We start from the raw sequence: 22,269 nt of genomic DNA, 5'->3' as shown, positions 1-22,269 counted from the left end.
GTTCGTTTAACGGCCCGCTTATGCGATTTCCTTCTATAGGAATGCAAATAAAATATTTTGCTTTATAACAATTCAATGCGATTATGCCGGCCTGTTAATCGCCTCGGTTATAAGCAAAATGCAAGCTGCCATATCAACATTGCCACCCCGCGCCCGCGGCAGTTTCCGGGTCATGCCGGGATTTGGGCTGTCGCTGGGCTTCACGGTGTTCTATCTCAGCCTGATCGTTCTGATCCCCTTGTCGGCAGTCTTCTTCAAGACCTTCACCATGACCTGGGAAGCGTTCTGGAGCGCAGTGACGTCCGACCGCGTGATGGCTTCCTACCGGCTGACCTTTGGCGCATCGCTGATCGCCGCCGCGCTGAACGTGCTGTTTGGCGGCATCGTCGCCTGGGTGCTGGTGCGCTACCGCTTTCCCGGCAAGCGTATCATCGACGCGATGGTTGACCTGCCGTTCGCGCTGCCCACCGCGGTGGCGGGCATTGCGCTGACCGCGCTGTATTCCACCAACGGCTGGATCGGTCGCTACCTTGAGCCTCTGGGCATCAAGGTCGCGTTCACGCCGCTGGGCGTGGTGGTGGCGCTGACCTTCATCGGCCTGCCCTTTGTCGTGCGCACGGTGCAGCCGGTGCTGGAAGATGTCGAACGCGAGCTGGAGGAAGCCGCCGCCAGCCTGGGCGCCAATCCCTGGCAAACCTTTTCCCGCGTGATCTTCCCGACCGTCCTGCCGGCGCTGCTGACCGGCTTCGCGCTGGCCTTTGCCCGCGCTACCGGCGAATTCGGCTCGGTCATCTTCATCGCTGGCAACATGCCGATGGTGTCGGAGATCACGCCGCTGTTCATCATCACCAAGCTGGAGCAGTACGACTATGCCGGCGCCACCGCGATCGCCGTCGTGATGCTGCTGGTGTCCTTCCTGATGCTCCTGACCATCAACATGCTGCAAGCCTGGACCCGCAAGCGCGGCCAGCCGGAGAAAATCTGATGTCCGCCGTTGCCACTCCCGTCGCCGCTTCCTCGTCGCGCATCGAACCCGCCTACGCGCCGTCCGGCATCTCCGAGCCGTTCTGGGTCAAGGCGCTGCTGGTCACGGTTGCGCTGGCTTTCATGACGCTGTTCCTGTTCGTGCCGCTGGTGGCGGTTTTCTTCGAAGCCTTCAAGAAGGGCTGGGAAGTCTACCTGACCTCCGTCACCGAGCCGGATGCGATAGCGGCCATCAAGCTCACGCTGATCGCGGCCGGCATCGCGGTGCCGCTCAACCTGGTGTTCGGCGTGGCCGCCTCCTGGGCCATCGCCAAGTTCGATTTCCGCGGCAAGAGCCTGTTGCTGACCCTGATCGACCTGCCGTTCTCGGTGTCGCCGGTGATCTCGGGCCTGATCTATGTGCTGCTGTTCGGCGCCCAGGGCTGGTTTGGCGAATGGCTGCAGGCGCATGACATCAAGATCCTGTTCGCCGTGCCGGGCATCGTGCTGGCCACGGTCTTCATCACCTTTCCCTTCGTTGCGCGCGAACTGATACCGCTGATGCAGTCGCAGGGCAGCGAGGAAGAGGAAGCCGCGCTGGTGCTGGGCGCATCGGGCTTTCGCACCTTCTGGCACGTGACCCTGCCCAATATCAAGTGGGGTTTGCTGTACGGCGTGATTCTCTGTAATGCCCGCGCGATGGGCGAGTTCGGCGCGGTATCGGTCGTGTCTGGCCATATCCGCGGCCAGACGAATACGATTCCCCTGCAGGTCGAGATTCTCTACAACGAATACAACTTCGCCGCGGCGTTTGCGATCGCTTCGCTGCTGGCCTTCCTGGCGCTGGTGACGTTGGCGCTGAAGAGCTTTATTGAATGGCGGCTGCATCACGCGACGTCGCAACCGGATCAGGAGTAATCAACGTGGCCATTGAAGTCAGAAACATCAACAAGCGCTTTGGTAATTTCGTGGCGCTCAACAATATCTCGCTGAGCTTCCAGCCCGGCGAACTGACCGCGCTCCTGGGGCCGTCCGGCTGCGGCAAGACCACGCTGCTGCGTATCATCGCCGGCCTGGAGCGTCCCGATACCGGCCAGGTGCTGCTGGACAATGAAGATGCCTCGGACCGCCATGTACGCGAGCGTCAGGTCGGTTTCGTGTTCCAGCACTATGCGCTGTTCAAGCACATGACGGTGTTCGAGAACATCGCCTTCGGCCTGCGCGTCAAGCCGCGCTCCGAGCGGCCGTCCGAAGCGCAGATCCGGTCGCGCGTGCATCAGCTGCTGGAGCTGGTGCAGCTGGACTGGCTGGCCGACCGCTATCCGCCGCAGCTCTCCGGCGGCCAGCGCCAGCGCATCGCGCTGGCCCGCGCGCTGGCAGTCGAGCCGAAGGTGCTGCTGCTCGACGAACCATTCGGCGCGCTGGACGCAAAGGTCAGGAAGGAGCTGCGGCGCTGGCTGCGGCGCCTGCATGACGAGCTGCATGTCACCAGCATCTTCGTCACCCATGACCAGGAGGAGGCGCTGGAAGTGGCCGACCGCATCGTGCTGATGAACAAGGGCAATATCGAGCAGATCGGCGCGCCGGCCGAGGTGTACAACAACCCGGCTTCGCCCTTCGTCTATGGCTTCCTGGGGAATGTCAACCTGTTCCATGGCCGCGTGCATGAAGGCGTTCTGGAGTCCGAGGGCGTGAGCTTCGACGCGCCCGAACACGGCGGCGCGCGCGACGCCAAGGGCACTGGCTTCGTGCGGCCGCATGACATCGAGATCGACCGCTACCTGCCGGACGTGGAGACCGACGGCATCGTGGTGCGGCTCAAGCGTGCCCACGCGATCGGTCCGCTGGCCCAGCTCGACCTGGAGCGCGCGGACAATGGCGACCTGCTGGAAGCGGTGGTGCCCAGCGAGCGCTATGCCGAGCTGGGAGTGCAGGAAGGCGACCGGCTGGTAGTGCGGCCCAAGCGGCTGCGCATCTTTGTCGACGAGGCCGTGTAGACGGGCAGGGGAACGGAGATGAACTTTCAGCAGCTGCGTTCCATACGTGAAGCCACGCGGCGTGGCTTCAACCTGACCGAAGTGGCCAACGCGCTCTTCACCTCGCAGCCGGGCGTGTCGCGCCAGATCCGCGAACTGGAGGAAGAGCTGGGCGTGGAGATTTTCGAGCGCAACGGCAAGCGCCTGACTGGCCTCACCAATCCGGGACGCGACATCCTGCGCATCATCGACCGGCTGCTATTGGAAGCGGAAAACCTGCAGCAGGCCGGCCAGGAATATTCGGGCGTCAAGAGCGGCACGCTGGCCATCGCCACCACCCATACCCAGGCCCGCTACGTGCTGCCGCAGGCGGTGCAGAGCTTCCGGGCGCGCTTTCCGGAAGTGCGGGTGGCGTTGCAGCAGAGTTCGCCCGAGCACATTGCCGAGTGGGTGCTGTCGGGCAAGGCCGACATCGGCATCGCCACCGAGGGCCTGAGCCAGTTCGACGATCTGGTGTCCTTTCCCTGCTACCGCTGGCACCACATGGTGGTGGTGCCGGACGGCCATCCGCTGCTGGCAACGCCGCAGCTGACGTTGGCCCAGCTCGCTGAGTATCCGCTGATCACCTATGACGTGGGCTTCACCGGCCGCAGCCACATCGACGACGCCTTCCGCGAAGCCGGCATCGCCACCGACATCGTGCTGACCGCGATGGACTCGGACGTGATCCAGCAGTATGTCGCGCTGGGCATGGGCGTGGGCATCGTGGCTTCGATGGCGGTGGAGCACAGCCGGCATCCAGGTCTGCAGCCTATCGACTCCAGTCACCTGTTCGCGCCGAACGTGACGCGGCTGGCGGTGCGTCGGGCGGCTTATCTGCGGTCTTATACGTATGACTTCATCCTGCAGTTCGCGCCGGAGTTGACGCGTGTGGATATCGATACCGCGCTTAGCGGGTCGGGGCGGGTAGATTTGTAGCGGGAGGAGAGGGGGCGAGGTTGCAGGCGCAGTTGCTTTTGATGTCTGCGCGGCGACAGTTGCCTTCGACGTTGCCGTTGTCTTCGACGTTGCCGTTGTCTTCGACGTTGCCGTTGTCTTCGACGTTGCCGTTGTCTTTGAGGTTGCCGTTGTCTTTGAAGTGGCCGCTGCAGTTGCCGTCGCAGTGGCTTTTGAAGTTGCCGTTGCAGTGAAGTCCCGTTGAGCGCGCCGTGTCAGCGGTGCCCGGAGCGGGAAAAGGTGCGGCGTCTGTCTGAGCGCCGCGCAGCGGAGCGAGTTTAGCCGCGCCCCGCTCCGGGTACCGCTGACACGGGCACCCCGCGCAGCGGGGCGCGATCATCGGGTCGCCTTTTTTGGTTACTTTTTTGGCGAAGCAAAAAAGTGACCCGGCCGCCGGGACGGATTCCCGGCTTGTCTCCACGGAAGTGCAGCCGTCTTGCGTCACCCGGCAACGTTCGGGCAGCACTGTCGGTGTTGCCTTTAGCAGTGATCGCAGCGCACTCCTAAAGGCAACTGCAACTGCTGCTTCGCAGTGACGTCGTTCCGCCGGGTGAAACAACGCGAAAGCACTATCGTCATGACCAGGCCGGGAGTTCGCCCCGGCAGGCGACCTACTTCTTTTGCTTCGCCAAAAGAAGTAGGCAAGAAAAGGCGACCCGGTGATCGCGCCCTCGCTGCGCGAGGGTCCCCGTGCCGTCGATGCATGGAGCGGGGCGCGGCTAAACTCGCCAAGCTGCGCTTGACTCAGACAGACGCCGCACCTTTTCCCGCTCCACGCACCGACGTCACGGCGCGCTCAACGGGACTTAAAAGCAACGGCAACTTCAAAAGCAGAAGCAACGGCAACGGCAACGGCAACGGCAACGGCAACGTGGTTGCGGCACAATCCGCGAATCGCATTCACCCAACCGCCAATCAAGGCCCGCTCATATCCCCATCAGGCCGCCATGCACTGATGCAGGCACAAGCCAAGCATCATCGCTCACGCAAGCTCCGCAAACCCAGTATCAAACCCAGCGCCATGCGCTCCAGCCATCACATCATCCCCGCCCACGTAACGCGTCGGCGCATTCCCGAATCAGCGCCGGACCACGGTAGATCAGCCCGCTGTACAACTGAACCAGCTTGGCGCCGGCCTCCACCTTGGCGCGCGCATCGGCGCCCGAGAGGATGCCGCCGACGCCGATGATGGGCACCGTATCCCCGAGCTCGGCCTTCAGAGCCCGGATCACCTGGTTCGACGCTTCGAACACCGGTGCGCCAGACAGGCCACCCGCTTCCTCGGCGTGCGCCATGCCCTTCACCGCGTCCCGCGTGATGGTGGTGTTGGTGGCGATCACCGCGTCGAAACGGTGACGCAGCAGCGCGTCGGCAATGTTCTTCACCTGTTCGCCATCCACGTCCGGCGCGATCTTCAGCGCGATCGGCACATAGCGCTTGTGCTGGTCGGCCAGACGCTGCTGGGCGTCCTTCAATGTCGACAGCAGCGCGTCGAGTTCGGAAGCGCCCTGCAGCTGGCGCAGGTTCTTGGTGTTGGGCGAGGAGATGTTGACCGTCACGTAGCTGGCATACGGATAGACCTTTTCCAGGCAGATCAGGTAATCGTCGGCGGCCCGCTCGATCGGCGTATCGGCGTTCTTGCCGATGTTCAGGCCCAGCACCCCTTCGCGGTTGCGGTAGAACCTCGACGCCTGCACATTGCGCACGAAGGCGTCGACGCCGCCGTTGTTGAAGCCCATGCGGTTGATGATGGCGTTGGCCTCGGGCAGCCGGAACATGCGCGGCCTGGGATTGCCGGGCTGCGCTCGCGGCGTGACCGTGCCGATTTCAATGAAGCCAAAGCCCAGCGCCGCCAGGCCGTCGATATAGGCGCCATCCTTGTCCAGGCCGGCAGCCAGGCCGACCGGGTTGGGAAAGGTGATGCCCATCACGGTGCGCGGATCGGGCCGCGGACGGCGCAGCAGCCGGGTCATGCCGAGGCCGGCCGCGCGGCGCAGCGCCGGCAGGGTCAGGTTGTGGGCTTCTTCGGGGTCCAGGGAGAACAGCAGCGGGCGGGCGAGGGCGTAGAGAAATTTGTCGGACACGATCGGGAGGGGAAAATTGCGCAGCCGCTATTGTAGCCGGGTCGCACGGCCGATCAGACCTCCATCTCCGACCAGGCGCCGCCGCGCAAGGCCTCGATCGGCCTGAAATTGATCTTGTAGGCCATCTTCGGGCTCTTTTCTATCCAGTAGCCGAGGTAGACATAGGGGATGCCCAGCGTGCGCGCCTGGGCGATCTGCCACAGGACGTTGTAGGTGCCGAAGCTGGCGCCCGGCATGTCCGGATCGTAGAAAGTGTAGACCGAGGACAGTCCGTCATCGAGCACGTCGATGATGCTGACCATGACCAGCTTGCCGTCCGGTTCGCGGAATTCCACCAGCCGGGTGTTGACCTTGCTCTGCAGCAGGAACTGCGCATATTGATCGCGGCTGTCCTGGTCCATGCCGCCGCCGGCATGCCGGGCCGACTGGTAGCGCAGGTAGAGGTCGTAATGCTCGTGAACATAGGCCAGGTTGGTGATCAGTGCGTTCAGGTGGCCGTGCCGGTTCCACGCACGGCGCTGGCTGCGATTCGGCTGGAAGTGCCAGGCATGCACCCGCACCGGCGTACAGGCCTGGCAGCCGTCGCAATAAGGGCGGTAGGTGAAGATGCCGCTGCGCCGGAAGCCGTTCTTGACCAGTTCGGAATAGACGTCGGCGTTGATCAGGTGGGAAGGGGTTGCAACCTGCGATCGCGCCTGCCTTTGTTCCAGGTAGCTGCATGGATAGGGCGCGGTCGCGTAGAACTGCAGGGTGGAAAAGGGAAGGTCTTTAAGATGCGTCATCGTGCATACCGGTTTGACAACAAATTGACGGCCTAATGTACACCGGCCACTGGCCTGAAGCAAAAGTTTCAGGTTGGAGCTTGCACAGGATCCACCGGCTGCCAGTCGGTGATGGGCGGCAGCTTGACCGCCTGCCGCAAATGGGCGAGGAATGCAGCGCGCGGGATGGGCGCGGCGCCCAGCGAGGCAAGGTGCCCGGTCTCCTGCTGACAATCGACCATGGTCACGCCATGGAGTTTCAGGAAATGGACAAGATAGGCCAGCGCCACCTTGGAAGCATCGGTTTCGCGCGCAAACATCGATTCGCCGTAAAACATCCGTCCTATGCAGATGCCATAGGCGCCGCCGACCAGCCTGCCGTCATGCCAGAGTTCGGAGGAATGCGCATATCCCAAACGGTGCAGGCCGGTATAGCCCTGGACGATGTCTTCCGATATCCAGGTGCCTGCGCCATCCCGGCGCGGCGCGGCACAGGCCCGCACCACGGCCTCGAATGCGGAATCGAACTTCACCTGCCACGGACCGCCGTCGGCCCGGCTCCTGGCGATGCGGCGCAGGGTTTTTTTCAGGCTTGCGGATAGCTTGAAGTGGTCCGTGCGAAGCACCATGCGCGGATCGGTGCTCCACCACAGGATGGGCTGCCCCTCCGAATACCAGGGAAAAATGCCGCGCTGATAAGCCTGGAGCAGCCGCCAAGGCGACAGGTCCGCGCCTGCTGCAAGCAGTCCGGCGGCGCCGTCGGCCTCGGTCAGCGCGGTGGAAACATCGGGAAAGGGGCTGTTGCTATCTAACCAGGGGATCATCTTGCCTCGCATTTTTTGCACCGTCATGAAGCACTAACATGGTGCGTCCTGTCTGCCCGTTTTTTTTGCAGTTTTTAAAAATGAATCAATTCAATGGTTTATCTTATGCACCAATTTGGGAATGAAAATTGCTTTTTCCGGCAGTCAAATTTTTATTCTGCACTTAAATTGGGAGTTTTGGATGGAACCCTTGAAGCATAGCGCCGACACGCTGTTTATCCTGCTCGGCGCAATCATGATCCTGGCCATGCACGCCGGCTTCGCCTTTCTTGAACTGGGAACCGTCCGGCGCAAGAACCAGGTCAATGCGCTGGTCAAAATCTTAGTCGATTTCGCGATTTCGACGATTGCCTATTTCTTCGTCGGGTACGGCGTGGCCTACGGCGTCAGCTTTTTCGTCGGCGCCGATACGCTGATCCAGCGCAGCGGCTTCGACCTGGTCAAGTTCTTTTTCCTTTTGACCTTTGCCGCGGCGATTCCCGCGATCATTTCCGGCGGCATTGCGGAGCGGGCGCGTTTCCATCCGCAGTCGATTGCCACCGCATTGCTTGTCGGCCTGGTCTATCCGTTTTTCGAGGGCATCGCCTGGAACCAGCGCTTCGGCATACAGGCGGGCCTGAACGCGCTGTTCGGCGCCGAATTTCATGACTTCGCCGGCTCGGTGGTGGTGCATGCTTTCGGCGGTTGGGCTGCGCTGCCGGCGGTGCTGCTGCTGGGCGCGCGGCGCGGACGCTACACCAAGGAGGGCGCGATCGCGGCCCACCCGCCGTCGAGCATTCCCTTCCTGGCGCTGGGCGCGTGGATACTGACCGTCGGCTGGTTCGGCTTCAACGTGATGAGCGCGCAGACACTGGACAAGATCAACGGCCTGGTCGCGATCAACTCCCTGATGGCCATGGTCGGCGGCACACTGGTGGCGGTCATGCTGGGCAAGAACGATCCGGGTTTCGCACACAATGGTCCCCTGGCCGGGCTGGTGGCCGTCTGCGCCGGCTCCGACCTGATGCATCCGCTCGGCGCGCTAGCCACCGGCGGCCTGGCGGGCGCGATCTTTGTGTGGATGTTCACCCTGACCCAGAACAAATGGAAGATCGACGATGTGCTGGGCGTATGGCCCCTGCATGGCCTGTGCGGCGCCTGGGGCGGCATTGCCGCCGGCATCTTCGGCGCCAAGAGCCTGGGCGGCCTGGGCGGCGTCTCGCTGCTTTCGCAGGTGGCGGGTACGCTGCTGGGCGTAATCATTGCGCTGGCGGGCAGCTTTGCGATTTACGGCCTGCTGAAGAAACTGGTCGGCCTGCGTCTGGACGCGGAAGAGGAATTCAACGGCGCCGACCTGTCCATCCACCGCATTTCGGCATCGCCGGAGCGGGAAACCAACTGGTGATCTGCCGGCCGATGCGCCGCCGCCTTCTCAGGGCTGGCGCATCGGCCTGGTGATGTCGCGGGTGTGAAAACGGAACTCGCCTTCGCCAGTGCGGATGCGGGCGAGGTCCTCGAACAGGAAACGCAGGGTCTGGCTGATGGTGGGAAAGGCAATCTCGTCCCACGGAATCTCGCTCTCGGAAAACAGCTTTACTTCCAGGCTTTCCACGCCTGCCTGGTAGTCCAGGTCGAGCAGGGTGGCGAGATAGAACATGTGAACCTGGTGCACATGCGGCACGTTGAGCAGCGAAAAAAGCTGGTGCAGTTCAATCCGGGCGCCGGCTTCTTCCTCGGTTTCGCGGGCAGCGGCTTCCGATGTAGTTTCGGCGTTTTCCATGAAACCGGCCGGCAGCGTCCAGTAGCCATAGCGCGGCTCAATCGCGCGCCGGCACAGCAATACCTTGGTTTCGCCGTCCGTTTTCCATAATGGCACGGAGCCGATCACCATCTTGGGATTCTGATAGTGAATGGTGCCGCATTGGGTGCATACATCGCGCAGCCGGTTGTCGTCCTGGGGAATTGTCTGGGTGACAGGATGGGCGCATTCCGAACAGAATTTCATGGGTGGCAGGGTAGTCATGATCAGGCGAAGAGTGTAACACTGCTGCCGACGGCGTCATCGGTTTGCAATTCACGCCAACGCTGTATATAATGAGTGCCTTCAGACGCGGGGTGGAGCAGTCTGGCAGCTCGTCGGGCTCATAACCCGAAGGTCGTAGGTTCAAATCCTGCCCCCGCAACCAGGTTTCATGTCGAAAGGCCCGCAAACGCGGGCCTTTCGTTTTATTCGCGGCGCATTGTTTCAGCGCGCCTGATACCACCACCAGCACAGATACAGGGCGCCAAGCCAGATGACCACGATCGCTATCGCGCCGGCATAGCTTTTGGGCTTGGCCTTTTCCCTGGCCATCCATTCCTCCGCCTGGGCGCGGCATTGCTCGATCACATGGGCGGGCAGCATGCGCACCGCCAGCCAGATCAGCGAGGGCAGCAGCAGCGCATCGTCTACATAACCCAGCACTGGCACGAAGTCCGGGATCAGGTCGATCGGGCTCAGCGCATAGGCGACGGTAAATACGCACAGGGCTTTGGCCAGAAACGGCGTATCCCGATGCCGGCGCGCAAACCACAGCATCACCGCATCGCGCTTGATGCGCCTGGCCCATGCCCGGATGGATTCGCTGATTGCCATGATGACTCGTCCCCTTGTTTTTTGCCGATAGCATAGGCGATATCCGGATCGGTTGTCGTCCCTGAAAATTTGAAGATGTTTGCAGCAAAACGGAGGGCCTGCTCCTCCCGGGCAGGATGCGCTGAATTCCGCGTTACCCTGATGGCCTGTTTGCGTCCATCGGTCTGTCCACGTCCCCGAAAGCGCCCATGTACCTGCTTCCTGATTCCTGTCTCACAGAGTGATCACCATGCCCACCGGTGTTGTCTATGCCTTCCTGGCCGCCGTCAGCTTCGGCGCCAGCACGCCCTTTGCAAAAACGCTGGTCGGCGCCATCTCGCCGGTAATGCTGGCTGCGCTGCTGTATCTGGGCAGCGGCATTGGCCTGCTGGCATGGTTTTGCCTGCGTGCGTTCGGCCCGGGTTCCGGCCAGGCTGCCAGCGCCCGGCTGTCGCGCGCCGATCTGCGATGGCTTGCCGGGGCCATTCTGTTTGGCGGCATTGCCGGGCCGGTGCTGCTGATGCTGGGCTTGAGTCGCACGCCGGCGTCGGCCGCGTCGCTGCTGCTGAACATGGAAGGGGTGCTGACCTCGATGCTGGCCTGGTTCGTATTCAGGGAAAACTTCGATCGCCGCATTTTCCTCGGCATGGTGCTGATCGTGGCGGGCGGCGTAGTGCTCGGCTGGGAACAGCGCCCGGCGTTCGGCGTTCCCTGGGGCGCGCTGGCAATCGTCGCCGCTTGCCTCTGCTGGGCCATCGATAACAATTTGACCCGCAAGATTTCGGCAAGCGACGCAGTGCAGATCGCCGGCGTCAAGGGCCTGGTGGCAGGCGTGGTCAACCTGGCCATTGCAATGTCGCTGGGCGCGTCATTGCCGGCATTGGGCGGCCTGCTGAGCGCCGCCGTGATTGGCTTTTGCGGCTATGGCCTGAGTCTTGTCTTTTTCGTACTCGCCCTGCGCAATCTCGGCGCAGCCCGCACCGGCGCCTATTTTTCCGCGGCGCCCTTCGTCGGCGCGGCTATTTCCCTGTTGATGTTGCGGGAGGCTCCGGGCTCGGGCTTCTGGGTCGCCAGCGTGCTGATGGCGGCCGGCATCTGGCTTCACCTGACTGAAAGACATGCGCACAGGCATGCGCACACAGCCATGCGGCACGGCCATGCGCATGTGCATGACGAGCATCACCAGCACCAGCATGATTTCGCCTGGGATGGCAGCGAGCCCCACACGCATGCCCACGATCACGAGCCGCTAACCCATAGCCATGCCCATGTGCCTGACATCCATCATCAGCACCGGCACTGAGCAATCCAGTGCATCACAGCTTGAGAAAGCCTCCCGGCGACGAGTGGCGGGCTGACCGCACCTGCCCGGACCAGCAGGGCATGCCGCTGCCTGCTTACTTACTTCAGATTCCGGGCCGGCTCACATTACATCGGGCGGCGGGTTCAAAAAATTCCGTATAGAAATTTCGTCTGTCGGAAATCTTTACATCAGGTAAGGCCATTCTCACATGCATCTGGCAAGCAATTGATCTAAAACAAATTTATTTCCCGGCACAAACATTGCTTTGTTGAATTATTGTCATCATTTCGTCTCCGCGTACGCTCATGGAAATGCCTTCCGAACGGTTAAGCAAAGCAATCAGGCACGCGCGGCGCTCGCGTTCGGTACGGATCTGCGCCATCTGGGCAATTTCCACGTTGTGCCTGATCGCGCTGCTCTGGAAAATCACCTTGATCCATCTGGATGACGAGAAGTCCGCGCTGCTCGGCAACGCCAGGCAAAAGGCGGCCGCCCTGTCAAAAACCTACGCCCGGCAATTAAGTCACTCGCTTGAACAGGCCGACCAGGCGGCCCTGGGTCTGCAATACGACTGGGAGGAACTGCACCAACCGCAACTGCTCGAACGCCGGCTGCGCCGCAGCGTGCGCCCGTCGCTCGGACTGCGGGCGGCCGGCGTGGCCGACAGTACCGGCAAATTGCTGGCGTCGAGCGGCCCGGTGCTGGAGGATGTCGCGCAAACCGGCTTCTTCCTGAAACACAGGGAAAGCCGCGGCGAAGGCCTGCTGGTGAGCCGTGTTCCCGACGGCGCGCTGTCGTCGGCCGGCCTGTTGCTGTCGCGACGGCTCGATGCGGGCGACGGCGGCTTCGATGGCCTGGTGATGTTCGTGGCCGATCCCTCCTTCCTGGTGGATTTTGGCGCCGAGACCGGCCTCGGCGGCCACGATTTTGTGTCGCTCCTCGATAGCACTGGCCAGGTATTGCTGAGCAGTGCCTATAGCAGGCCGGGCGTTGCGCAGTCCCCGCTGACGCGCGCCCAGGCTTTCGAGGATGGCGCCGGCATCGCGGTGCTGCCTGCCGACGAATTCGACGACGCGACACGCCGCATCGTCGCCTGGCAGCGCCTGGCCCAGGGCGGCCTGACGGTCGTGGCAGGTTTGTCCGAGAGCGCTGTGCTGGCCGTCCACCAGCAGGCCGCGCAGCGTCATTACGGCTGGGCGCTGGCGGGAACGCTGTTGCTGCTTGCCGGCGCCGGCGCCGGCCTGCGCCTGTCGCTGCGCCGGGCACGGCGCGAGCGCCGGCGGGCGGAACTGAGCAAGACCTACAGCCTGGCGGTGGACCGTGCCGAGGAGGGCTTCTACACGGTGCGGGCCCTCTACGCCCGTGACGGCAGCCTGTGCGACTTCGTGATCGAGGACTGCAACGAGCGCGGTGCGGAACTGGTGGGCTGGGCCAAGCGCGACCTGGTCGGCAGGCGCTTTCTGCAGCTTTATTCCGGCAGCCATGCGCAGCAGTTGCTGTCGGTCTTCGGCGTGGCAATGGAAACCGGCTATTACGAGGATGAAATGCTGGCCTCGGCGCATGGTCCGCTGGGTGCGCGCTGGCTGTCGCGCCGCCTGGTGCGCTCCGGTTCCGCAATCGCCATGACCGTACGCGACATCACCGAGCGCCGCACCCAGGAGCAGGCGTTGAGCCACCTCGCCAATACCGATCCGCTGACCGGCTTGCCCAACCGGCACTGGCTGATGGAATTCATGCCGCAGGCTATTTCCGGCTGCATCGCAAGCAACAGCAGCATGGCGCTGCTGTTCGTGGACCTCGACGATTTTCGCCACATTAACGACTCCCTCGGCCATGGCATGGGCGACCTGCTGCTGAAGCAGGCTTCGGCGCGCCTGAAGTCGCTGGTGCGGGCAAGCGACCACGTGGTGCGCCTGGGCGGCGATGAATTCACCGTGGTGCTGCAGAACGTCCAGGGCAGCGACGACGTCTCGCGCGTGACGCGGCTGGTGATCAAGGCGCTGCAGGAGCCGTTCGAGGTCCCGGGGCAGGGCGTGCATGTCGTGCAGGCGTCGGTGGGCGTGTCCATGTATCCGCGCGATGGCGCCGATCGCGACACGCTGCTCAAGCATGCCGATCTTGCGCTGTACGCAGCCAAGGCCGAAGGCAAGGGCCGCTTCTCGTTCTACGAGCCCGGCCTGTCCGACACCCTGATGCGCCGCCTCGGCAAGGAGCAAGCCTTGCGGCGCGCGATCGAGCAGGATCAGTTCATCATGTTCTTCCAGCCCCGCGTCAATACGCAGAGCGGCGCATTGTGCGGCATGGAAGCCCTAGTGCGCTGGATGCATCCGGAGCGCGGCATGCTCGCGCCCGAGGAGTTCATCCAGATCGCCGAGGATACCGGCCTGATACGCGAGATCGGTTCGACCGTGATTGAAAAGACCATCGCCCAGATTGCGTCCTGGCGCGAACTCGGCCTGGCGGTGCCGCCGGTATCGATCAATGTGTCCGCGCTGCAGTTCGATGAAGGCCATCTGCGACCGCTGCTGGTGGCCTGCATGAAGCGCTACCGGGTCGACGCCGGGCTGATCGAGATCGAGATCACCGAGTCCAGCATGCTGGGCGGCGGCGACCTAGTGTCGGGACAACTGGCGGCGATACGGCAGCTCGGCATCAAGCTCCTGATCGACGACTTCGGCACCGGCTATTCCTCGCTGTCGCAGTTGCAGCGCCTGGAAATGGACGTGCTCAAGATCGACCGTGCCTTCACGTCGCAGTTGCGCAACGAGCCGGGCGCGAACGTGCTGTTCAACGCCATCGTGGTGATGGCCCATGCGCTGGGCATGCGGGTGGTGGCCGAGGGCGTGGAAAGCGTGGGCCAGCTGCGTGCGTTGCAGGCGATGGGCTGCGACGAGGTGCAGGGCTTCTATGTGTCGCGCCCCGTGCCGGCGGCAGAGATGCCGGCGCTGATGCGAAAGGACTGCCTGTTTCCGCCGGTGCGCGCGGACCTGAAGCTGGTGGCCGCCGAATAAGCCGGGGCGGGCGTTATTGGCCGGAGCCGGCATTTTTTATGACACTGCCACGCATTTCCTCTATAATCCGCCGACCGGACAGGCCCGGTCGCAGACCCCATGCGGCACGGCCCGGACCAAAAACCACAGGTCGTCCCGGTTAGCCTTGCCCGATTTGCACCTCCCGGCCCACGACGATTCTCTTCCAACAAGCGGGCGCCCGGGAGCGGCAGCAACAGTTCACGAAGGGTTCGCCGCGCGTCTTTCGACCGCTGCTGACTTTTGATCTCTGCAAATTGCGACTGAATTGCCGTAGATGAATTGCACATGAATACCGCTGAGGCCAAGAAAGTCCTCGAAACCGCATTGCTTTGCACCAACGAACCCTTGTCGATCTACGATCTCAAAAAATTGTATGTGTCCGACGACGGTTCCGAGGCGGCGGGTGCCGATACAATCAAGCTGATGCTGGAAGAGTTGCGCCATGACTGGCGCGGCAAGGGCATCGAGCTGGTGGGGCTGGCTTCCGGCTGGCGCTTCCAGAGCCGGCCGGAGATGAAGGTGTTCCTCGAGCGGCTGAACCCGGAAAAGCCGCCGCGCTATTCGCGGGCCACGATGGAAACCCTGGCAATCATCGCCTACCGTCAACCGGTGACGCGGGGCGACATTGAAGAAATCCGTGGCGTGACCGTCAATTCGCAGATCATCAAGATGCTGGAAGACCGTGGCTGGATCGAGGCGATTGGCCATCGGGACGTACCCGGCCGTCCGGCCCTGTTGGCCACCACGAGGCAGTTTCTGGATGACCTCGGACTGGCTTCGCTGGACCAGTTGCCCCCGTTGCAGGCGATGAGCAACCCCGACCTCGCCAGCCTGATGACCCCGGTGCCCGGGGCCGCCGGCCTTCCTCCCGCAGCGCCGCCGCATGCCAGTGCCGCGGACGCCGATATTCCACTTTCACTCCCAGGCCACGCGTCCGAAACCACGGAAGACGCCGCGCCCGGTCAGCAAAACCAAGAACCGACAAATGACCTCGCCTAACCCCAAAGACAAGCAACCGGCCGACATGGCTGACGATTCCGCCCGCGAGCGGCAGACCAGCCCGGGCAGTGACGCTGATGGCGCCGGCCGCGGCCCGCGCACGCCGCGCCCGCTGCGCCGCAGCCGTCCCGGCTCCCGCGAGGACGGGCGTCAGGGCGAGCCGGCGGCGGGGGCGCCACGCGCTGGCCAGAACCGTCAGAACGGCAGGCAGAAGCCGGGCGCCGAGGGTGCGTCCGCTCGCAACGGCGGCAAGCCCGGCCGCGCGCCACGCGGCGGCGCCGGCGACGCAGACGACGTGTTTTCCTTCGTGACCTCGGAAGCATTCGACAGCGCGGCCGACGACGCGCGCGGCGGCCGCGCTCCGGCCAAGGCCGTCCGGCGCGACCTGACCGCGGAAGACGATGCACCCAAGCTGCACAAGGTATTGGCCGAGGTCGGCCTGGGGTCGCGTCGCGACATGGAAGAGCTGATCGTCGCCGGACGGGTGTCCGTCAATGGCGAGCCGGCGCATATCGGCCAGCGCATCCTGCCGACAGACCAGGTGCGCATCAATGGCAAGCTGCTGCAGCGCCGGGTCAGCAAGAAGCCGCCGCGCGTGCTGGTGTACCACAAGCCGGCTGGCGAAATCGTCAGCACCAGCGATCCCGAAGGGCGTCCTTCGGTGTTCGACCGCCTGCCGACCATGAAGGCGGCGAAGTGGCTGGCGGTGGGCCGGCTGGACTTCAATACCGAAGGCCTGCTGCTGTTCACCACGTCCGGCGACATCGCCAACCGGCTGATGCATCCGCGTTACGGCATCGACCGCGAGTACGCGGTGCGCACCCTGGGCGAACTGGAAGAAGGCATGCGCCAGAAGCTGCTGGCCGGCGTCGAGCTGGAAGACGGCCTGGCGCAGTTCTCCAAGATTGCCGACGGCGGCGGCGAAGGCGTCAACAAGTGGTACCGGGTCACCATCGGTGAAGGCCGCAACCGGGAAGTGCGGCGCATGTTCGAGGCGGTCGGCCTGACGGTGTCGCGCCTGATCCGCACCCGTTACGGTTCGATGACGCTTCCGCGCGGCCTCAAGCGTGGCCGCTGGGAAGAGATGGATGAGCATGATGTGCGCGGCCTGATGGCGATGATCGGCATGGAAAAGCCGTCCGGCGAGCGTGCCGCGCCGCAGGGCCGCCCTGAGCGGCAGCCGCGCGCGGCGAGCGTCAATCCGTTCGACAACAATCCGCAGCAGCGTCGGGGCCAGCCGGGGCAGCGTCCGCGCCAGCCCGATCCATTGCAGACGGCGCTGGGCTTTCCCGGCGCAAACCAGCAGCGCCGCAACGTCGGCGCCGGCCAGGGCCGAGGCATCGACCAGGGCTTCGGGCGCGGGCCGCGTCCGACAGGCCAGGGCCGCGGCGGCCCGATGGGCGGCGCCCAGGGCGCGCCGCGCCGTCGCCCCAAGGGTTAAACACCGATTGCGGGCATGGGCCGCGGCGCGTCGTCCGACGCGCCGCGGCATTTGGTATTGCAGCGCGTTCTTTAATCCAGTATAATTCGATAGTTAACGAAGGTCGCCGCGACGCAGGCAGTATTGCACGGTGGGTAAGCAACATCGTTGCAACAATCGCAAAGCAGCTGAACGTGGCTTGAACGATAAGAAAGATGGGCAGATGCCCATTTTTTTTTGGCAAACGATTGTGCATCGCTTGCGGCGGCTGGTCAGCAAACATCGGAGAAACGCCTTGCAATTGCTGCAACTGATAGAAAAAACCGTCGTCGGCATGGGTTATGACCTTGTCGATTTCGGGCAGGCCGGCCGTGGCCTGCTGCGTGTGTTCATCGACTTCACCGAAGAGGAAGCCGACCGTGGCTTCATCACGGTGGAGGACTGCGAAAAGGTGACGCACCAGCTGCTGCATGTGCTGACGGTCGAGAACGCCAATTACGAGCGTCTGGAAGTATCGTCGCCCGGGCTGGACCGGCCGCTGAAGAAGCTGGGGGATTACCGCCGCTTCGCAGGGCAGGAGGCGTTGGTGAAGTTGCGCATGCCGATGCCGGGCGCGGCCAACAGGAAGTCCTTCCAGGGCATCCTGCAGGCGCCCGAAGGCGACCAGCTCAAGCTTGAATTTGAAGGAAAAGACGGCCCGGCGATCCTGGAATTTACGATCGCCGATGTGGACAAGGCACGCCTGGTGCCAAAAGTGGATTTTAGGAGTCGCAAAGCATGAGTCGCGAGATTTTATTGTTGGTTGACGCGCTGGCGCGCGAAAAGAACGTGGATAAGGAAGTCGTTTTCGGCGCGCTGGAGCATGCGCTTGCGCAGGCTACCAAGAAGCGCTACGAAGGCGACGTCGATATCCGCGTCTCGATCGACCGCGACAATGGCGAATTCGAAACCTTCCGCCGCTGGCACGTGGTGCCCGACGAGGCCGGCCTGCAGCTGCCCGACCAGGAAATCCTGCTGTTCGAAGCCAAGGACCAGATTTCCGATATCGAGGTCGACGACTTCATCGAAGAGCCGATTGAATCGGTCGAGTTCGGCCGCCGTTTTGCGCAGGACACCAAGCAGGTGGTTCTGCAGCGCATCCGCGACGCCGAGCGCGAGCAGATCCTGGCCGACTTCCTGGAGCGCGGCGACGCGCTGGTGACCGGCACCATCAAGCGCATGGAGCGCGGCGATGCCATCGTCGAGTCCGGCAAGATCGAGGCGCGGCTGCCGCGCGACCAGATGATCCCGAAGGAGAATCTGCGTATCGGCGACCGTGTCCGCGCCTATATCCAGCGCATCGAGCGCAATGCCCGCGGCCCGCAGGTGATCCTCTCGCGCACCGCGCCTGAATTCATCATGAAGCTGTTCGAGCTGGAAGTGCCCGAGATCGAGCAGGGCCTGCTGGAGATCAAGTCGGCAGCACGCGACCCCGGCGTGCGCGCCAAGATCGCGGTGTTCACCAATGACAAGCGGATCGACCCCATCGGCACCTGCGTCGGCATGCGCGGTTCGCGCGTTCAGGCGGTGACCGGCGAGCTGGGCGGCGAGCGCGTCGACATCGTGCTGTGGTCGGAAGACCCGGCCCAGTTCGTCATCGGCGCGCTGGCGCCGGCCAATGTATCGTCCATCATGGTGGACGAGGAAAAGCATGCAATGGACGTGGTGGTCGACGAGGAAAACCTGGCAATCGCCATCGGTCGCGGCGGCCAGAACGTGCGCCTCGCCGCCGAACTGACCGGCTGGCAGATCAACATCATGACGGCCGAGGAATCGGCCGACAAGGCTGCCCAGGAAACCGCCGCGGTGCGCGCGCTGTTCATGGACAAGCTCGACGTCGACCAGGAAGTCGCCGACATCCTGGCCAGCGAAGGTTTCTCCAGCCTGGAAGAGATCGCCTATGTGCCGATCACCGAGATGCTGGAAATCGAGTCGTTCGATGAAGATACCGTCAACGAGCTGCGCAATCGTGCCCGCGACGCGCTGGTGACCGAGGCGATCGCTTCCGAGGAAGGCCTGGAAGGCATGGAAGAGGGCCTGGTCGGCCTGGACGGCATGGACCGCGTCACCGCGGGCAAGCTGGGACTGTCTGGCGTGAAGACGCTGGAGCAGTTCTCGGCGCTGGCCTACGATGAATTTGGGGCAATACTGGCGCTGCCGGCAGACCGCGCGCGCCAGCTGATAGACAATGCATTCGAAGATGTGAGCGATGAGGAGATGAAGCTGATCGACTTGAAGTACGACGATCGCGCCAAGGCCCTGCAGGCCAAGGCGTGGAGCCTGGCAGCTGTCAAGTAAGCCGGTTCCCACATCATCCACCGCGTCACATAGAAAAGAGGACTGAATGGCGAGTACCAACGTAGCCCAATTTGCCACCGAGCTCAAAATGCCGGCCGACCTGCTGCTGACCCAACTGCGCGCAGCCGGCGTCGAGAAAAGCTCGACCTCCGACCAGCTTTCCAAGGAAGACAAGGACAAGCTTCTCGGTCATCTGCGTCGCGCGCATGGTGTGGCGCCGGATAGCGAAAAGAAGAAGATCACCCTGACCCGCAAGGAAACCACCGAGATCAAGCAGGCTGACGCCACTGGCAAGTCGCGCACGATCCAGGTGGAAGTGCGCAAGAAGCGTACTTTCGTCCAGCGTGCCGAACCGGTCGCGGAAGAAGCGCCGGCGCCGCAGGCTGCCGCGCCGGCCGTGGACCCGGCCGAAGTCGCCCGCCGCGAGGAAGAGGCGCGCCGTCAGGCGGCCGAGCAGGCTGCGCGCCAGCAGGCCGAACTGCGCGAGCGCCAGGAACGCCTGGCCGCGCTGGAAGCGGAACGCCTTGCCCAGGAAGAGGCCGAGGCGCGCGCTGCGCAGAAGGCTGCCGCCGAAAAGGCCGCGGCTGAAGCCAATGCCCGGCGTGCTGCCGCCCAGGTCGAGGCCACGCAGGCCAAGGCGCCTGCCGCTCCGCCCAAGCCCGATCCCGCCGCCGAGGAAGCCAAGCGCGCTGCCGAAGAGGAAGCAAGCAAGAAGCGCGAACAGGAAGCCAAGGAAGCCGCCGAGCGCGCTGCCGCCGTCGAGCGCGCCCGCAAGGCGGTGGCCGACGAAGTCGCGCAGATCAAGGCGATGATGAATGCGCCGCGCCGCGTGATCAAGGCGCCGGAGCCGGCGCCCGCGCCGGTTGCCAAGGCCAAGCCGCAGGAAGGCACGCTGCACAAGCCGGCCGACAAGAAGGCCGAGGTCAAGAAGGATGACAAGAAGCCGGCCGCAACGCCGGACAAGAAGTCCATCAAGTCGGCCAATGTGTCGTCGACCTGGCAGGACGACGCCAAGAAGCGCGGCACCGGTCTCAAGACCCGTGGCGCCCCGACCGGCGGCGGTGGTCGCGACGGCTGGCGTTCCGGTCCGCGCGGCGGTCGCCGCGGCGGCCATTCGGAAGACCGCGAAAGCAACTTCCAGGTGCCGACCGAAGCCGTGGTCAAGGACATCAGCGTGCCGGAAACCATCACCGTGGCCGAACTGGCTCACAAGATGGCGGTCAAGGCATCCGAGGTCATCAAGCACCTGATGAAGCTGGGCCAGATGGTCACCATCAACCAGGTGCTGGACCAGGAAACCGCGATGATTCTGGTCGAGGAAATGGGCCACACCGCCCATGCGGCCAAGCTGGACGACCCTGAAGCCCTGCTGCAGGACGGCGCCGAGCATGCCGACGCCGAGCAGCTCGATCGTGCGCCGGTCGTGACCGTGATGGGTCACGTCGACCACGGCAAGACCTCGCTGCTCGACTATATCCGTCGCGCCAAGGTGGCATCCGGCGAGGCTGGCGGCATTACCCAGCACATCGGCGCCTACCATGTGCAGACGCCGCGCGGCATGATCACCTTCCTCGACACCCCGGGCCACGAGGCGTTCACCGCCATGCGTGCCCGCGGCGCCAAGGCGACCGACATCGTCATCCTGGTGGTGGCGGCGGACGACGGCGTGATGCCGCAGACCAAGGAAGCGATCGCCCATGCGAAGGCAGCCGGCGTGCCGCTGGTGGTGGCGATCAACAAGATCGACAAGCCGGGCGGCAACCTCGACCGCGTGACCCAGGAACTGGTCGCCGAGCAGGTGGTGCCGGAAGAATACGGCGGCGATTCGCCGTTCGTGCCGGTGTCGGCCAAGACCGGCCAGGGCGTGGACGACCTTCTGGAGCAGGTACTGTTGCAGGCCGAGGTTCTGGAACTGAAGGCGCCGGTGGATGCGCCGGCGCGCGGCCTGGTGATCGAAGCCAAGCTGGACAAGGGCCGCGGCCCGGTGGCCACCATCCTGGTGCAGTCGGGCACCCTGAAGCGCGGCGACGTCGTGCTGGCAGGTTCGGCCTACGGCCGCGTCCGTGCAATGCTGGACGAGAATGGCAAGTCGATTTCCGAGGCTGGTCCGTCCCTGCCGGTGGAAATCCAGGGCCTGACCGAGGTGCCGAATGCCGGCGAGGAAGTCATGGTCATGACCGACGAGCGCAAGGCGCGCGAAATCGGCCTGTTCCGCCAGGGCAAGTTCCGCGACGTGAAGCTGGCCAAGCAGCAGGCAGCCAAGCTGGAAAACATGTTCGAGCAGATGGCCGAAGGCGAAGTCAAGTCGCTGCCGATGATCATCAAGACCGACGTCCAGGGTTCGCAGGAAGCGCTGGTGCACTCGATGCAGAAGCTCTCCACCAGCGAAGTGCGGGTGCAGGTGGTGCATGCGGGCGTCGGTGGCATCACCGAGTCCGACGTCAACCTGGCGGTGGCGTCCAAGGCGGTCATCATCGGCTTCAACACCCGGGCCGATGCCCAGGCCCGCAAGCTGGCCGAAGCCAACGGCGTCGACATCCGTTACTACAACATCATTTACGATGCGGTGGACGAGATCAAGGCGGCAATGTCGGGCATGCTGGCGCCGGAGAAGCGCGAGAACAATATCGGCCTGGTCGAGATCCGTCAGGTCATCATGGTCAGCAAGGTTGGCGCGATTGCAGGTTGCTATGTGCTCGAGGGCATTGCCCGCCGTGGCGCGTCGGCCCGCCTGCTGCGCAACAACGTCGTGGTCTGGACCGGCGAACTCGATTCGCTGAAGCGCTTCAAGGATGACGTCAAGGAAGTCAAGTCGGGCTTCGAGTGCGGCCTGACGCTGAAGAACTTCAACGACATCAAGGAAGGCGACCAGCTCGAGCTGTACGAAGTGCAGGAAGTGGCGCGCACGCTGTAAGGCGAGAGCGTCAAGACCCGTCGGGATTCCGCGGTGTACGATGTGCATCGCCGGGTCCCGATTTTTT

At 63.7% G+C, this 22,269-nt stretch carries 19 protein-coding genes and 1 tRNA gene; 13 read left to right on the top strand and 7 right to left on the bottom strand.

Annotated features, from left to right (window positions below; genetic code table 11):
* The first annotated feature begins 172 nt into the window (after positions 1-172).
* Genes cysT through ABC383_RS05545 form a run of 4 tightly spaced genes read left to right on the top strand, consistent with a single transcriptional unit; the run spans position 173 to position 3,917 of the window.
* The gene (gene cysT, locus ABC383_RS05560; RefSeq protein WP_413012371.1) at positions 173-985 is read left to right on the top strand and encodes a sulfate ABC transporter permease subunit CysT; all 813 of its coding nucleotides are present in this window, start codon (positions 173-175) and stop codon (positions 983-985) included.
* Complete coding sequence (gene cysW / locus ABC383_RS05555; RefSeq protein WP_413012370.1) at positions 985-1,881, top strand: sulfate ABC transporter permease subunit CysW; 897 nt, start codon at positions 985-987, stop codon at positions 1,879-1,881. The genes cysT and cysW overlap by 1 nt, the downstream gene beginning before the upstream one ends.
* A gap of 5 nt (positions 1,882-1,886) precedes the next feature.
* The gene (locus ABC383_RS05550) at positions 1,887-2,960 is read left to right on the top strand and encodes a sulfate/molybdate ABC transporter ATP-binding protein (RefSeq protein WP_413012369.1); all 1,074 of its coding nucleotides are present in this window, start codon (positions 1,887-1,889) and stop codon (positions 2,958-2,960) included.
* Between the two features lie 18 nt (positions 2,961-2,978).
* The gene (locus ABC383_RS05545) at positions 2,979-3,917 is read left to right on the top strand and encodes a CysB family HTH-type transcriptional regulator (protein ID WP_413012368.1); all 939 of its coding nucleotides are present in this window, start codon (positions 2,979-2,981) and stop codon (positions 3,915-3,917) included.
* On the opposite strand, the gene ABC383_RS05540 is transcribed toward ABC383_RS05545, so the two are convergent.
* From ABC383_RS05540 to aat, 4 genes are all read right to left on the bottom strand, one after another.
* Positions 3,889-4,275, bottom strand: a complete 387-nt coding sequence (locus ABC383_RS05540; RefSeq protein WP_413012367.1) for a hypothetical protein — start codon at positions 4,273-4,275, stop codon at positions 3,889-3,891. The genes ABC383_RS05545 and ABC383_RS05540 overlap by 29 nt on opposite strands.
* A 700-nt stretch (positions 4,276-4,975) precedes the next feature.
* Positions 4,976-6,019 carry a quinone-dependent dihydroorotate dehydrogenase gene (locus tag ABC383_RS05535; protein WP_413012366.1) on the bottom strand — a complete coding sequence of 348 codons (1,044 nt, stop codon included), beginning with the start codon at positions 6,017-6,019 and terminating at the stop codon, positions 4,976-4,978.
* A gap of 53 nt (positions 6,020-6,072) precedes the next feature.
* Positions 6,073-6,801 (bottom strand): arginyltransferase, encoded by a 729-nt coding sequence (locus ABC383_RS05530; protein ID WP_413012365.1) that lies wholly within the window; start codon positions 6,799-6,801, stop codon positions 6,073-6,075.
* 68 nt (positions 6,802-6,869) lie between these two features.
* Positions 6,870-7,604: a leucyl/phenylalanyl-tRNA--protein transferase gene (gene aat / locus ABC383_RS05525; RefSeq protein ID WP_413012364.1), complete on the bottom strand. Its 735-nt coding sequence runs from the start codon at positions 7,602-7,604 to the stop codon at positions 6,870-6,872.
* A gap of 181 nt (positions 7,605-7,785) precedes the next feature.
* Between aat and ABC383_RS05520 the strand changes: the two genes are divergently transcribed.
* On the top strand, positions 7,786-8,988 hold the full coding sequence (locus ABC383_RS05520) for an ammonium transporter (RefSeq protein WP_413012363.1): 1,203 nt from the start codon (positions 7,786-7,788) through the stop codon (positions 8,986-8,988).
* A 27-nt stretch (positions 8,989-9,015) separates the two neighbouring features.
* Here ABC383_RS05520 and ABC383_RS05515 read toward each other — a convergent pair whose 3' ends face one another.
* Positions 9,016-9,588 carry an NUDIX hydrolase gene (locus ABC383_RS05515; protein ID WP_413012362.1) on the bottom strand — a complete coding sequence of 191 codons (573 nt, stop codon included), beginning with the start codon at positions 9,586-9,588 and terminating at the stop codon, positions 9,016-9,018.
* A 104-nt stretch (positions 9,589-9,692) separates the two neighbouring features.
* On the opposite strand from ABC383_RS05515, the gene ABC383_RS05510 reads away from it, so the two are divergent.
* Positions 9,693-9,769, top strand: a tRNA-Met gene (locus ABC383_RS05510).
* 59 nt (positions 9,770-9,828) lie between these two features.
* Here ABC383_RS05510 and ABC383_RS05505 read toward each other — a convergent pair.
* Positions 9,829-10,218, bottom strand: a complete 390-nt coding sequence (locus tag ABC383_RS05505) for a YkvA family protein (protein WP_413012361.1) — start codon at positions 10,216-10,218, stop codon at positions 9,829-9,831.
* A 229-nt stretch (positions 10,219-10,447) separates the two neighbouring features.
* Between ABC383_RS05505 and ABC383_RS05500 the strand changes: the two genes are divergently transcribed.
* Positions 10,448-11,500: a DMT family transporter gene (locus tag ABC383_RS05500; RefSeq protein WP_413012360.1), complete on the top strand. Its 1,053-nt coding sequence runs from the start codon at positions 10,448-10,450 to the stop codon at positions 11,498-11,500.
* Positions 11,501-11,741: 241 nt separating this feature from the next.
* On the opposite strand, the gene ABC383_RS05495 is transcribed toward ABC383_RS05500, so the two are convergent.
* Positions 11,742-11,897 carry a hypothetical protein gene (locus ABC383_RS05495; RefSeq protein WP_413012359.1) on the bottom strand — a complete coding sequence of 52 codons (156 nt, stop codon included), beginning with the start codon at positions 11,895-11,897 and terminating at the stop codon, positions 11,742-11,744.
* Positions 11,898-11,931: 34 nt separating this feature from the next.
* Between ABC383_RS05495 and ABC383_RS05490 the strand changes: the two genes are divergently transcribed.
* The 6 genes from ABC383_RS05490 (at position 11,932) to infB (ending at position 22,202) form a co-directional block, all read left to right on the top strand.
* Entirely contained in the window at positions 11,932-14,511 is a 2,580-nt protein-coding gene (locus ABC383_RS05490) for a bifunctional diguanylate cyclase/phosphodiesterase (protein WP_413012358.1), read from the top strand.
* Between the two features lie 306 nt (positions 14,512-14,817).
* Positions 14,818-15,531 (top strand): SMC-Scp complex subunit ScpB, encoded by a 714-nt coding sequence (gene scpB / locus ABC383_RS05485; protein ID WP_413012357.1) that lies wholly within the window; start codon positions 14,818-14,820, stop codon positions 15,529-15,531.
* A gap of 25 nt (positions 15,532-15,556) precedes the next feature.
* Positions 15,557-16,972 (top strand): 23S rRNA pseudouridine(2605) synthase RluB, encoded by a 1,416-nt coding sequence (gene rluB / locus ABC383_RS05480; protein ID WP_413012356.1) that lies wholly within the window; start codon positions 15,557-15,559, stop codon positions 16,970-16,972.
* 274 nt (positions 16,973-17,246) lie between these two features.
* Positions 17,247-17,732 (top strand): ribosome maturation factor RimP, encoded by a 486-nt coding sequence (gene rimP, locus ABC383_RS05475; RefSeq protein ID WP_413016246.1) that lies wholly within the window; start codon positions 17,247-17,249, stop codon positions 17,730-17,732.
* The gene (gene nusA, locus ABC383_RS05470; RefSeq protein WP_413012355.1) at positions 17,729-19,288 is read left to right on the top strand and encodes a transcription termination factor NusA; all 1,560 of its coding nucleotides are present in this window, start codon (positions 17,729-17,731) and stop codon (positions 19,286-19,288) included. The genes rimP and nusA overlap by 4 nt, the downstream gene beginning before the upstream one ends.
* Before the next feature lie 46 nt (positions 19,289-19,334).
* Positions 19,335-22,202 (top strand): translation initiation factor IF-2, encoded by a 2,868-nt coding sequence (gene infB / locus ABC383_RS05465; RefSeq protein WP_413012354.1) that lies wholly within the window; start codon positions 19,335-19,337, stop codon positions 22,200-22,202.
* Positions 22,203-22,269 lie beyond the last annotated feature (67 nt).

This window comes from Noviherbaspirillum phoenicis (assembly GCF_047237965.1).
Classification (GTDB): domain Bacteria; phylum Pseudomonadota; class Gammaproteobacteria; order Burkholderiales; family Burkholderiaceae_D; genus Noviherbaspirillum_A.
Note: the sequence above shows the minus strand (reverse complement) of the source record. Positions and strands in the feature narration are given on the sequence as shown.

Bases quoted from the DNA above. Each gene is read 5' to 3' on its own strand.
- infB (WP_413012354.1), top strand. From the start codon at position 19,335: ATGGCGAGTACCAACGTAGCCCAATTTGCCACCGAGCTCAAAATGCCG.
- cysW (WP_413012370.1), top strand. From the start codon at position 985: ATGTCCGCCGTTGCCACTCCCGTCGCCGCTTCCTCGTCGCGCATCGAA.
- ABC383_RS05515 (WP_413012362.1), bottom strand. From the start codon at position 9,588: ATGAAATTCTGTTCGGAATGCGCCCATCCTGTCACCCAGACAATTCCC.
- aat (WP_413012364.1), bottom strand. From the start codon at position 7,604: ATGATCCCCTGGTTAGATAGCAACAGCCCCTTTCCCGATGTTTCCACC.
- ABC383_RS05530 (WP_413012365.1), bottom strand. From the start codon at position 6,801: ATGACGCATCTTAAAGACCTTCCCTTTTCCACCCTGCAGTTCTACGCG.
- ABC383_RS05540 (WP_413012367.1), bottom strand. From the start codon at position 4,275: ATGATCGCGCCCCGCTGCGCGGGGTGCCCGTGTCAGCGGTACCCGGAG.
- nusA (WP_413012355.1), top strand. From the start codon at position 17,729: ATGAGTCGCGAGATTTTATTGTTGGTTGACGCGCTGGCGCGCGAAAAG.
- ABC383_RS05520 (WP_413012363.1), top strand. From the start codon at position 7,786: ATGGAACCCTTGAAGCATAGCGCCGACACGCTGTTTATCCTGCTCGGC.
- ABC383_RS05505 (WP_413012361.1), bottom strand. From the start codon at position 10,218: ATGGCAATCAGCGAATCCATCCGGGCATGGGCCAGGCGCATCAAGCGC.
- cysT (WP_413012371.1), top strand. From the start codon at position 173: ATGCCGGGATTTGGGCTGTCGCTGGGCTTCACGGTGTTCTATCTCAGC.
- ABC383_RS05545 (WP_413012368.1), top strand. From the start codon at position 2,979: ATGAACTTTCAGCAGCTGCGTTCCATACGTGAAGCCACGCGGCGTGGC.
- ABC383_RS05500 (WP_413012360.1), top strand. From the start codon at position 10,448: ATGCCCACCGGTGTTGTCTATGCCTTCCTGGCCGCCGTCAGCTTCGGC.
- scpB (WP_413012357.1), top strand. From the start codon at position 14,818: ATGAATACCGCTGAGGCCAAGAAAGTCCTCGAAACCGCATTGCTTTGC.
- rluB (WP_413012356.1), top strand. From the start codon at position 15,557: ATGGCTGACGATTCCGCCCGCGAGCGGCAGACCAGCCCGGGCAGTGAC.